This window comes from Flavobacterium sp. ACN2 (genome assembly GCF_002303885.1).
Lineage (GTDB): Bacteria > Bacteroidota > Bacteroidia > Flavobacteriales > Flavobacteriaceae > Flavobacterium.
On record NZ_MRCM01000001.1, the window covers coordinates 300,943 to 314,320 of the forward strand.

Sequence of the window (13,378 nt, forward strand, 5' to 3'; positions counted from 1 at the left end):
TGATTAATAGAAGTGGATTATCTCATAATAGACAACCAGCCTTTTTTAACCGTTCCATCTCCAATGGTTATCACATAAAAATAAGTACCTGTTGGCAGCATATCTCCTCTATTAACTACACCGGATACATTTGCTGTACCGTTCCAATCATTTTCATAACGTGTTTTACTATACACTAATGCTCCGTATCTGTTAAATACTTTCAGTTCGTTGTTTGGATAAGACTCAATACAGTCAATTCTGAACAAATCGTTTTTACCATCATTGTTTGGAGTAAACTCATTGTAGACAGTTAGACAAATTGGTTCTATTGTAACCGAAGCTGAATTGTTTGATGCATCAACATCTAAAGGAGTCGAAATTTCAACGGTAGCAACACTAGTGTAGTTTCCGCTTGATAATACTTCTGCAACAACTGTCAATACTACACTTTGACCTGCCGTTAATGTTGGGATGGTCCAAAGCTGTGTTGCTGGATCGTATGTTCCTGCAGTTGCCGAAGAGCTTACCAATTGTAAACCGCTAGGAAGCAAATCACTCACAATAGTATTGATGAAATCTCCTTCACCTACATTGTTTACTGTAATCGTAAACGTTACTTTATCTCCAAAGTTCGGAGTTGGATTATCTACAGTATGCGTAATAGTTAAATCTGAACAGCTTGCAACAGTAACATCTAACGTTTTAATTGTTCTTTCGTCGCAATTATTAACATAAGCCACAGTTACTTTTCCTGGACCAATATCTGACCAAGAAACTGTTACAGAACCATCGTTTGTACCACCGCCTGAAACAATTGTACCTCCATTAATAGTCCATACATAATTAGATTTACCATTTGCAATTGAATACGTTACACCTTTGAATACACAAGGAGTATCATCTGTAGTAGCAAGCTGAACTGCAGCATCATTTTCGAATGCAATTGTAACTCCTAATCTTGGTCCGTTATCACAACCGTTAAATGTATTAGTCAATGCTCCTGCATAATAAGTGGTTGCTGTAAGCGGAGTTGTATTTGCTAATGCTGTTCCGCCAGTTGCAGATGCGTACCAAACTACATTTGTTTCGTTTACAAAAATACTAGCCAATGTTGGCAAAGCTGATAAACAGAATGTTTGTGTAGTTCTTGGCGTTGTAATTACGCTTGGCGAATTTACATTTACCGTAACAGCTAATCTAGCTGGATTTTCGCATCCAATAGCACTTGAAACTGCACCATAATATGTACCTGTTACAAGAGCTGTTGTTGGCGCAATTGCTGTTCCACCTGTAGCTGTGCTATACCAAACAACATTTGCTTCGTTTACTTGAATATTTGCCACTGTTGGCGAATTTAAAGTACAGAAGTTTTGTGTTGTGTTAGCTGTAGTCGGTGTTGGACTTGGATTAACTACGGTAACAGTCACCTGAAGACGAGTTGAGCTTTCACATCCTGATGGATCAACTATATTTCCGAAATAAATTCCTGAAGTAAGCGCCGTTCCTGCTGGAATTGCTGTTCCTCCTGTTGCTGCTGTAAACCATGTTACATTGCTTTCGTTTACCTGAATATTGGCAATAGTCGGAGCATTTGCAGAACAGAAAGTCTGTGCTGTACTATTTGTCGTTGGATTTAATGTATTACCAACTGTTACAGCCACTTGCAATCTAACACTGCTTTCGCAACCTGTTACTGGATCTTTAATTGCTCCGAAATAAGTTGTTGTAGTTAGCGTAGTTGTCGCTGCTAAAGCAGTTCCTCCTGTTTGAGTTGTGTACCAAACTACATTACTTTCATTCACTTGAATATTAGCAACTGTAGGATTTGTTCCTGTACAGAAAGTTTGTGCAGCAGCAGTTGTTGTTGGTGTTGCGGGGTCAGTCACATTTACATCAACTGTTAATCTTGAAGCGCTTTCGCATCCTGTTACAGGATCTAAAATTGCTGCAAAATACTGGCCTGTCGTTAAAGCTGTTGTTGGCGCAATTACTGTTCCACCTGCTAAAGCTGTATACCAAACAATATTTGTTTGATTAAACTCAACACTTGCAAAAGTCGGCGCATTAACCAAACAGAAGTTTTGTGTTCCTGCTGTTACTAAAGTCGGTGTTCCCGGATCGTTTACAATTACATCAACTGTTAATCTTGAAGCGCTTTCGCAGCCTGTTGCTGGATCTAAGATCGCTGCAAAATACTGTCCTGTTGTTAAAGCTGTAGTTGGAGCAATTACTGTCCCACCTGTTAAAGCTGTGTACCAAACAATATTAGTTTCATTAGTTTGGATGCTTGCAAATGTCGGAGCATTAACCAAACAGAAGTTTTGCGTGCCTGCTGTTACTAATGTTGGTGTTCCCGGATCATTTACAATCACATCAACTGTTAATCTCGCAGCACTTTCGCAGCCTGTTGCTGGGTCTGAAATTGCAGCAAAATATTGGCCTGTTGTTAAAGCTGTTGTAGGAGCAATTGCTGTCCCACCTATTAAAGCTGTGTACCAGACAATATTAGTTTCATTAGTTTGGATGCTTGCAAATGTTGGAGCATTAGCCAAACAGAAGGTTTGTGTTCCTGCTGTTACTAAAGTCGGAGTTCCCGGATCACTTACAATCACATCAACTGTTAATCTCGCAGCACTTTCACAGCCTGTTGCTGGGTCTGAAATTGCAGCAAAATATTGGCCTGTTGTTAAAGCTGTTGTTGGAGCAATTACTGTCCCACCTGTTAAAGCTGTATACCAAACAATATTTGCTTGATTAAACTGAACGCTTGCAAATGTCGGAGCATTAGCCAAACAGAAGTTTTGCGTTCCTGCTGTTACTAAAGTTGGCGTTCCTGGATCGTTTACAATTACATCAACTGTTAATCTTGTAGCACTCTCGCAACCTGTTGTTGGATCTGAAATTGACGCAAAATATTGTCCTGTTGTCAAAGCTGTTGTTGATGGAATCAATGTTCCGCCTGTTATAGCTGTATACCAAACAATATTAGTTTCATTTGTCTGAATACTTGCAAACGTAGGAGCATTTGCCAAACAGAAGTTTTGAGTTCCTGCAGTCACCAAAGTTGGCGTTCCTGGATCATTTACAATCACATCTACCGTTAATCTCGCAGCACTTTCGCAGCCTGTCGCTGGGTCAGAGATTGCTGCAAAATATTGGCCTGTTGTCAGAGCCGTAGTAGATGGAATCAATGTTCCGCCTGTTATAGCTGTATACCACACAATGTTAGTTTCATTCGTCTGGATACTTGCAAATGTTGGAAGATCTTCTTTACAGAAAGTTTGTGTTCCTACTGTTACCAACGTTGGAGTTCCTGGATCGCTTACAATTACATCAACTGTTAATCTTGCAGCACTTTCACATCCTGTTGTCGGATCGCTAATCGCCGCAAAATATTGGCCAGTTGTCAGAGCTGTAGTAGATGGAATCAATGTTCCGCCTGTTAAAGCTGTATACCAAACGATATTTGTTTGATTAAACTGAACACTTGCAAAAGTCGGCGCATTAGCCAAACAGAAGTTTTGTGTTCCTGCTGTTACTAAAATCGGTGTTCCTGGATCGTTTACAATTACATCAACTGTTAATCTTGAAGCGCTTTCACAGCCTGTTAATGGATCTGAGATTGATGCAAAATACTGGCCAGTTGTCAGAGCCGTAGTAGCTGGAATCAATGTTCCGCCTGTTAAAGCCGTATACCAAACAATGTTAGTTTCATTCGTCTGGATGCTTGCAAACGTAGGAGCATTTGCCAAACAGAAGTTTTGCGTACCTGCTGTTACTAATGTTGGAGTTCCTGGGTCATTTACAATTACATCAACTGTTAATCTTGTAGCGCTTTCACAACCTGTTGTTGGGTCTGAGATTGCTGCAAAATACTGTCCTGTAGTTAGAGCCGTAGTAGATGGAATTAATGTTCCGCCTGTTATAGCTGTATACCACACAATGTTAGTTTCATTCGTCTGAATGCTGGCAAATGTAGGAAGATCTTCTTTACAGAAAGTTTGTGTTCCTGCTGTCACCAACGTTGGAGTTCCTGGATCGCTTACAATTACATCGACTGTTAATCTTGAAGCGCTTTCGCAACCTGTTGCTGGATCTGAGATCGCTGCAAAATACTGTCCTGTGGTTAAAGCTGTAGTAGATGGAATCAATGTTCCACCTGTTAAAGCCGTATACCAGATAATATTAGTTTCATTAGTCTGAATGCTGGCAAATGTAGGCTGATCTACCTGACAGAAATTTTGTACTCCTGCTGTTACTAATGTAGGTGTTCCTGGATCGTTTACATTTACTGTTACTTCCAATCTCACTGAACTTTCACAGCCTGTAAGTGCATCTGTAGCTGCTCCGTAGTAAATTCTGCTTACTAAAGGAGTTGTTGAGGCAATTACATTTCCACCTATCGCTGCATCATACCAAATAACATTGCTCTCGTTTACTTGAATATTTGCAACTGTAGACGCAGAAGATAAACAGAAATTCTGAGTATCGTTTGTAGTTGTTGGCGTATTTGGATCGCTAACTATAATTACTGCATCTTGTAATGTTCCTGCTAAATTTTCACACGTATTAGTGCTTGAAACCGCTACATAATAGGTTATCGGACTTACTGCTTTTGTTAAACCTGTAGCAGTTAAAACACCAGCCCCATCTATTGCATAAGTAACCCCTGCTATTACAGCGCCATTTGTAATTGGTTGCGTTTTAGCAGCGTCTAAATACCAAGTAAATACTGAGCTAGTTAATGCTGGTGCAGTCGGAGTTAATGATGCTGATAAGCCTGGGCAAACCGTTACATCATCAACCAAAATATCACTTCCTATTGAAGGAGGCAAAATTGTGAATGTGATTTGTTTTCTATCTGCTGCTGCAGTTTCACACAATTCATCTGAACTCACTCCAACGAAATAAGTATAAGTTCCCGGAGCCAATCCGTTTACTATCAACTGTGCAGTTAGTTCACCAGGAATTAACTGACTTGTTGTTCCATTAAAACTATACCAATGGTATACAGGATTTGTTAAAACAGGAGTTCCGCTTAAACCTGTTGCTAAAATTACAGTTCCAGAAGCAGAACAAATTGATGTTGCTGTTCCTCCGTTTAACGTAATATCTGTTAAAGCATTTACTGGGGCAGAAGCTTTTACTTCAACAGTAACTTCTCCTCTTGCATAATTTTCACAACCATAACGTACTGGTTGTATATAATATTTGTAAATACCTGCAGTTAAATTATCTGGTAGCGTAAAAGTAGGTCCGCTAGCCACCAAGTTCCCTCCTGTCTCTGCATCGTACCATCGATAGGTCGAACAGGCGACTTCAGGAATCTCGAGTTCAATTTCGCTGCCCGGACAGACCGTAATTTTATTCTGCGGATCTGCTCCAATAACGGTGGTGTTAGCTGTTCTTTCTACAGTATGAACTCTTAAGAAATCTAATACTCCAGCAACACCTCCTAAACGAATTCTAACTCTATCATAAATCTCTGTTGGAGAAGACACTAATACCATTGCCAAAGAATTTCCTGGCAATAATTTTATACTCAATAATGTACTTGTATTTTGAATTGGAGCACCAACTGCCACATTTCCTAAATAACGCTGAATTGAGAATCCTGTAAGCAGATTCACGCTTAAAAGACTGCCTGGTTTTGAAACCACAATTCTTAAAGTATCACTAAGAACAGAAGGTGTTTTAAATTGCACCGTTAAATCTGCTGCTGCCGCAACTCCAACTCCACTATACATTGTAGCAAAAGTTGTTACGTCATTATCAGCAACATTCCAAGCATCACTTACACCTATTAAAGCAGTTGCCGCACCTATAGGAAGGTTTATATCTGTAGCGCCATAAAAAATATCCTGAATATCTCCTGGAGTACAAGTTACAGCAGTAACTGGTTTATTATAATGAGCTTCAAATACTTTTGTATTTTGAGCAAGACTTAAAATTGAAGAAGATACAATACGAATACCATCATAATCTTGCGGACCTGATGCATCTGAAGGAACAAAAGTAAACTCATAAGTATTGTCTCCTGAAATTAGTTTTAATAGCGATCCCGACACAGGCTGCATTGCTCCAATAAGATTACCTCCAATAGTTCCTACTACCGATAAGTTCTCTCCGACAGCCAACAAACTATATTCAGATCCTAATTTAACTGTAACAGGAGTACCTTTAGTAATAGGAGCTGACCAAGTTAAATTCTGCCATGTTGTGCCAATTCCTAAAAGTCCTAAACCTGTAGTAATTGTTGAGAATGTCTGAGGATTTCCATCAATTGCATTTGCATTGTTTGAAACACTCCCAGTAAGTATAAAGCCTTCACTTTCTCCTGATGCATAAACTCGTTCTGTCAAGTTTTGACAGCTAGTAAGATCTATCACATTGATTACCTTAGTTGCAGTAACACTACAAGTTCCTAAAGTTGCAACAGCCGTGTAGGTGTAAACTCCCGGAACATTTAAAGAACCTGTTGTAAATGGAGGACCTGCAAGCGCAACACCTTGTGGATTAAACCATGTTACAGTTCCTGTAGAAGTAGCATTTAACGCAACATCAGCTCCAACATTTACAGATTCTTGCGGATTAGTCACCACTAAAGTTGGTACCGCATTAATTGTTACGGTCACAGATTGTCTAGCTGACGGGCAAGTGCTTGTCGCGCCCTGTGCTTGTATAGAATAAATACCACTTACTGTTACATTTGCAGCAGCATCGGCGGTCATTACATTGTTTAAAGGATCATAAAAAGTATAAGTAGCTGCTGAATCAAAATTTGTGATCGCATTAGCCAAATTGGCGCTACCACAGGCTACTAATGGAGTAGTGATAACCGTTAAAGGTGTTGTTGAAGGAAAATTAACCGTTACTAGTTTTAAATCTCCATTCACATTCTCACAAGTACCTCCATTAACTGCAGATATATATAAATTGTAAGGAGAATTTAAAGTTGTTAAACCAGTTAATGAAAGAACACCAGTAATAGGATCTTTTGCAAATGTTATGCTTCCATCTACACTTCCATCTACAATTTCTGTTACTTTATTCTGATCTCTATAATACTTAAACTGAACACCAGCAATATCAGAAGATGGAGTTAAAACTGCCTCTCCAGAACAAGTAGCTTCAACTGGACTTGTAATTAAAATATTTGCCGCAGTCGGAATTGGTAAAACATTAACAGTAACCGCTTGGCGTAAGCTGTTAACACAACCTCCTCGTGTTGCTTCTAAGTAGTATGTAGTTGTAGTTGTTAATGGAGCTGTTGGAGCTACGCTTACAACATTTCCTAAAGTTGGAGAATCATACCATTGAAAGGTTTCTCCTCCTGTTGAAGTTGCAGATAAATTAGCTGTTTGACCAGCACAAATTGGTACCGCTGCTCCAGTTATTGTGGCATTTGGAAATCTATAAGAAGCTCCATAAATGTTTACAGTTGTCAATAAACCAACCAATGCTCCCAATCTAATATCCACTCTATCGAATGCAGTAGTTGTTGGGTAACTAACTTTGAATTTGTTTCCTGATAATACCTGTAAGTTCAATAAACTATTGTTTACTGCAAGTCTGCCTGGGTTTTCAACTCCTGCTAAAGAAGTTCCAATGCTTACAGATCCCAGCAATGCAATATCAGCAAGACCGCCTGGTAATTCTAATTCAACATCAATAATATCCCCCGCCTGACCAGGTGTTAGAAAATTTAGTTGTTGTTGTATGTATGAATTAAGTACTCCCGCAGTTATTGTCAAAGAAGAAAATGTATTTGGATTTCCGTCAACAGCGTTAGGTCCGTTCACACCATTACATAGAACACATAATAAACCAGGGTCAACCGTTATGGCTTGTGTACTTGGTTGCAAACAAGTGCTAACTGTATTGGTTACGATCACATTTATAGCAGCTCTTGAAGTACTTCTACAATCTGATGCCGTATTTACAGCTTCAACATAAAATGTTTTATTTGCCGTTAAAACCGGATTAGGTATATAAGTATTACTACCAGAACCTTGCAAAAGATTTCCTGCTGTCGGCGCATCATACCATAAATAAGAAACTCCAGGGCTACTTACAACAGACAGCTGTACATTCTGGCCTGACTGAATAATAACGCTAGAAGATACAGGGACTGGTGCCGCTGGTCTAGGATTTACATTTACATTTACCGCTGTACGAGCACTTAAACAAGTTCCAATTACTGCTTCAATATAATAAGTAGTTGGAACAGTTAGATTTGGAGTTACAAAAGAAGTTCCTGTAAATACCAAAGTTCCTCCTGTAGCAGCATCATACCAATTATACGTTGTGCCTGCAACTGGAGATTGAATTGTTATTGTTGTCGTTTCTCCGCTACATAAATTTGCAGGAACAGTAGAAATCGCTGTTGGCGCCACTGGACTATCGACTGTAACAGTAAAAGGATTTCTTACACTATTAACGCAACCATTACGAGTTAATTCAACATAATAAGTTGCATTAGCTGTCAAGGCTGGAGTTGTAAAAGAAGCTGTACTGCTTAATAAATTTCCGCCAGTTAAAGCATCATACCATCTAATAGTTTCGCCTAAAGCCAGATTAGCATTTAAAGTGGCTGTTTGTCCACTGCAAATTGTAGTATTTCCAGAAACAACTGGAGCTTTATATCTATAGGCCGCTTGGTAAATATCCAAATTAGTTAAAAGACCAAGCACACCTCCTAAACGAACTTCAACACGGTCAAAATTTGCACCAGCCGTAACGCTTGCTCTATATCTAGTACCACTTAATAACTGTAAAGTAATAAGAGGATTATTAATCGTAACTCTATCATTATTATAAGTCGCACCATTATAAGTTGCTAAACTAATCGCGCTTAACAACTGAACATCTGCTAAACCTCCTGGCAATTCTAAGTCAACATCTACAATATCACCAGCTTTTCCTGGATTTGTAAATTGTAATGTTTGCTGCATAGATCCTAATACATTGGCAGGAAGAGTAAGTCTTGTTGCAGTTGCAGGATTTCCGTCTACAGAAAAATTCGGATTTGTAGCATTACACAATAAACATACACCAACTTGAGAAGTTACCTGACTGCTGGCTTCAAGACATCCGCCTAAAGCTGCTGGCTGAACCGTTACGGTAACTGGTACTCTCGTCGCGCTAACACAATTTCCGTTTGGGCTTTGTGCTTCAACGTAATACGTTTTAGTAGCTGTTAAAATTGGTGTTGTAAAGGTGGCTGTATTTGTTGCAACAGCTGTTCCTCCAGTTGAAGTTTCATACCAGTTTAATTGCGCTCCTACCTCTGTAGTCGATGCATTTAACGTTGCATTCTGACCAGATTGAATAGTCACACTTTGCGTTAAAACTGTCGGAGTTATTGGAACGGCTGTAGAAACAACACTAACTGGCGTACGAGAACTAACACAGCTGCCAATGGCAGCCTCCACAAAGAATTGAGTAGTTCCTAATGGTACTGTTGGCGAATAGGTAGTTCCACTAGCTAAAGCAGGACCACCAGTTGCCGAAGAGTACCAGTTGTAAGTTGTTCCCGGAGCCACATTTACAACCGATAAAGTTGTTTGCTGAGTTGCACCTGTAGAACAAACTGTTGTTCCAACATTACTAATTCCCGGAATCAATGGATTAGAAACATTCAAGACCACAGGTACACGAACATTTCCTTCGCAGCCTGCAGCTCTAGTTATTCCTATATAATATGTTGTATTTGCTGCTAAAGCAGGAGTTGTATACGTATTTCCTACTGCCAAAGCTGTTGTAGAAAATTCAGAACTATACCATGCCAGCGAAGTACCCGCTGCAGGTGTTGCTGTAAGAGTGGTTGGAACTCCCGCACAAACTGTCTGGGATAAACCTCCAGATACAGTTGGTTGTGCAAATTCTAACCTAACATCATAGACTCTTAAGCTTACCAAAAGACTTAAAAGGCCTCCACCAACTTGAATTTGAATTTGGTTGGTGTCACCCGTAATAGGGAATTTTGCAACAGCAACCGTATTGCCGCTTAGCAAATTCAAATTCAAAAGCGGACTATTTAAAGCCACACTTGAACCTACATTGGCTCCAGAATTTTTAGCTTGAACTGTTGCATTTGATAACAAGGTTAGATCAAGCAATCCGTTGCCTGTACCAAAGTATATCGCAACTTGGTCACCGGCTCGAGCCGTTTGATTTAAGGTCAATGTTTCTTCTGCAAAACATCCAAGTACTGCAACACCATTTGTTAAGGTTGCATAAGTGGATAAGCCAGCGCTATCAAAAGCATTGGCAGGACTATTAACATCTACTCCTAAACACAAAAGCCCTCCCCCTGCACTATTTGTCTGAGACACAGGTCTACAAATAGTCTGAGAGAATGCATTAGTGCATATAAAGAATAACGTTAAAAGTCCTAATAATCTCATTTGAGGATTGAGACTACAAAAAGTAAATTTTTTTTTCATAATTTGGAAGATTAGAAAATGGACAATAAAACACCTCTTGCAGTAAGTGCAAGCACCTACGCAATTAAACAATCAGTTAAAAATCAAACAGTTAAAACAAACAATAGTAGCCTATAAAAAAGCTGCTAATTTCTGTTTTAATAAAAAAAATTATGTTGAATTCGGCATATCAAAGTATACCGTAGAACAAATTCTATCTCTGTGAGACAAAATAAGTTCTGCATTTTTAGAGGAAAAATGATTGTAATCAATTTTCCAAGAGGAGTGATTTGTTGCAGGCCTAATTTTCATAATGAAAATTTTAGTTGAAAGTAGAACTGGGGTTCTTTATATATGTTGATTCATTTTTTTCAGAAAGTTGATTAATCTTTTCTAAAATTAACTAGCTGTAAAAAACTAGTTCGAATCTATTTATATCCAATAAAATTATTCTCCCTCATAATTAGCCCGCCAAATGGGGTAATTAAAAGACAGCAAACTAAAATGTAACACTTTTGAAAAAAAATTAAGTATTGGGTAACGATCAAATTTATCGTTGAAACGAAGTAAGCGAAATAGGTTAAAAAATAAAACTAAAACAAAATGTACGATTAAAGTAAATTTGATAAAGAAAGTAATTGTCAATTCCATACGCAGACTTATTAGGTTGTGGTATAATTTCTCAATTTTCAATCTTAACAACATGGCATATAATTTTCTAACCAGTATGTCTTGAAAACCAAAAGAAAAATTTTGTTTAACTTTTGTTACCTAAAATTAGGAAAAACAAAAACATAAAACAAACATAAAATTCTTATAATTTATTCATAAAACTTTAATTTAAAAATTATAGACACATCAAAACATCAAGAAAATAGCTACTTTTAACATAATTAGCTTATAAATTTCACATTAAACAAAATATTAAACAAAATATGTTAAATCGATTTAAACAAAGAATAATCTTACATTTTAAATAATTTTATCGACAAAACTATCCGTATTGAAGACCAATTGCTACAAAACTGTTTCACGAAAATTAAAAATCTAAAAAAGATGAAGGGTTTTAAAAAAACAAGTAGAAATACGGGGTTAAAACTTTTAAAAAGATTAAACAAAAGTTAAAAAACAAAAAAAAAAGCAGACAATTGCTAACAACTGTCTGCCTTATTAAAAACCTTATAAAAATTATTTTAAGATTCTATAATTGTATTAATTTGATTAAACAACTGTCCGTCACTTAAAAAAGCACCTTGTTTAATCAATTCAAAGATCGAAGAATTACGTTCCTCTGTAAACACTTTCTTTCCAACTTTCATTTCAATATTGTCTGTAAACATATTATCGCTTAACCATTGAAGCCCCTCTTTAGTCAAAAAGTCTACCTCTGGAGAAAAAGTTTTCAAAACAATTGACTTAATATAAGTATCAAAACAATGAAATAGAAAAATATGGCTTTTAGAAAAATGTTCCAAATATTCTGCTCTACCTAATACGCCTTCCCAAATCAAATCTGAAAAAACATCAAGTTCCTGTTCAGCAACTTCTGGCTTATTGACCTTAAGCTCTTCCCACTCTTTTCTATCTATTGTTTGTGTTGCCAAAAAACTTGCAAATTCAGCATGTAATTCGTCAAACTGCTCTTTTGTTAATCTTGCGTATTTCATTTCTTTTTTAGGCTTTATGCTTTACGCTGTGAGCTCTAAGCCAACAGCCATAAGTCTAATTATTACTATTAATCTTGTCTTAAACAAAAAAATCCCGACTTTCATCGGGATTTTTGTATAGATCTAAAAACTATTACTTTTCAGCAACAATTTCGTAAGCTAATTCAACGATTACATCTCTGTGTAAACGAACTGTAGCATTGTATTTACCTAAACGTTTTACAACACCGCTAGTGATGAATTTTCTATCGATAGCATTACCAGATTTCTCTAAAGCTGCAGCAATATCGATGTTAGTGATAGAACCAAAAAGTTTCTCTCCACCAGCTTTTGCAGTAAGTTTAATTTCAAGAGCTTTTAAAGTTTCAGCTATTGCTTTAGCATCAGCTACAACTTTAGCTTCTTTGTGTGCTCTTTGTTTTAGGTTTTCAGCTAAAACTTTTTTAGCAGAAGGAGTTGCTAAAGTAGCAAAACCTTGAGGAATTAAAAAGTTACGACCGTAACCAGGTTTTACAGATACTACATCATCTTTAAACCCTAGGTTTTGTACGTCTTGTTTTAAAATAATTTCCATGTTGTTGTCCTTATATTTTAGAAGTTAGGTTCTGATCAAACAGAAACCAGCGACTAGATTTTTTTATACTATTTTAATAAATCGGCCACGTATGGCATTAAAGCTAAGTGACGAGCTCTTTTTACAGCTACAGAAACTTTTCTTTGGTATTTTAATGAAGTTCCAGTTAAACGACGTGGAAGAATTTTTCCTTGCTCGTTAACGAATTTCAATAAGAAATCAGCATCTTTATAATCGATGTATTTGATTCCTGATTTTTTGAAACGGCAATACTTTTTAGTTTTGTTAGTTTCAATGTTTAAAGGCGTTAAATATCTGATATCTCCGTCTTTTTTTCCTTTTGCAGATTGCTCGATTGTAGACATAATAATTACGCTTTAGTAGATTTTAATTTTGCTCTTCTTCTCTCAGCCCATGAAATAGCATGTTTGTCTAAACTTACAGTTAAGAAACGCATAACTCTTTCATCACGTCTGAATTCAGTTTCAAAAGCTAAAAGAACTTCTCCAGCTACTTTGAATTCGAATAAATGGTAAAAACCACTTTTTTTGTTTTGGATTTCGTAAGCCATTTTTTTAAGACCCCAATCCTCTTTCGATACCATTTCAGCTCCTCTACTAGTAAGAAATTCTTCAAATTTCGTTACTGTTTCCTTCACCTGAACCTCAGATAAAACGGGATTTAAAATGAAAACAGTTTCATAATGATTCATAAATAAAAATTTTATT

Annotated in this window: 5 protein-coding genes; all 5 read right to left on the reverse strand. The window is 37.2% G+C overall.

Annotation, left to right across the window (positions count from 1 at the left end):
* Positions 1–17: 17 nt before the first annotated feature.
* On the reverse strand, positions 18–10,430 hold the full coding sequence (locus BSF41_RS01215; protein ID WP_095927711.1) for a gliding motility-associated C-terminal domain-containing protein: 10,413 nt from the start codon (positions 10,428–10,430) through the stop codon (positions 18–20).
* A gap of 1,172 nt (positions 10,431–11,602) precedes the next feature.
* Positions 11,603–12,076, reverse strand: coding sequence for a DUF6495 family protein (locus tag BSF41_RS01220; RefSeq protein WP_095927712.1), 474 nt, complete (start codon positions 12,074–12,076; stop codon positions 11,603–11,605).
* A 133-nt stretch (positions 12,077–12,209) separates the two neighbouring features.
* Positions 12,210–12,650 (reverse strand): 50S ribosomal protein L9, encoded by a 441-nt coding sequence (rplI, locus tag BSF41_RS01225; RefSeq protein WP_095927713.1) that lies wholly within the window; start codon positions 12,648–12,650, stop codon positions 12,210–12,212.
* Positions 12,651–12,718: 68 nt separating this feature from the next.
* The gene (rpsR, locus tag BSF41_RS01230) at positions 12,719–13,015 is read right to left on the reverse strand and encodes a 30S ribosomal protein S18 (protein WP_002987043.1); all 297 of its coding nucleotides are present in this window, start codon (positions 13,013–13,015) and stop codon (positions 12,719–12,721) included.
* Positions 13,016–13,020: 5 nt separating this feature from the next.
* The gene (gene rpsF / locus BSF41_RS01235) at positions 13,021–13,362 is read right to left on the reverse strand and encodes a 30S ribosomal protein S6 (RefSeq protein WP_068842999.1); all 342 of its coding nucleotides are present in this window, start codon (positions 13,360–13,362) and stop codon (positions 13,021–13,023) included.
* Positions 13,363–13,378: the final 16 nt, after the last annotated feature.

What these genes read in the sequence shown, in the direction of transcription:
- BSF41_RS01215 (WP_095927711.1), bottom strand. Translation starts at nt 10,430, where the DNA reads ATGAAAAAAAAATTTACTTTTTGTAGTCTCAATCCTCAAATGAGATTA.
- BSF41_RS01220 (WP_095927712.1), bottom strand. Translation starts at nt 12,076, where the DNA reads ATGAAATACGCAAGATTAACAAAAGAGCAGTTTGACGAATTACATGCT.
- rplI (WP_095927713.1), bottom strand. Translation starts at nt 12,650, where the DNA reads ATGGAAATTATTTTAAAACAAGACGTACAAAACCTAGGGTTTAAAGAT.
- rpsR (WP_002987043.1), bottom strand. Translation starts at nt 13,015, where the DNA reads ATGTCTACAATCGAGCAATCTGCAAAAGGAAAAAAAGACGGAGATATC.
- rpsF (WP_068842999.1), bottom strand. Translation starts at nt 13,362, where the DNA reads ATGAATCATTATGAAACTGTTTTCATTTTAAATCCCGTTTTATCTGAG.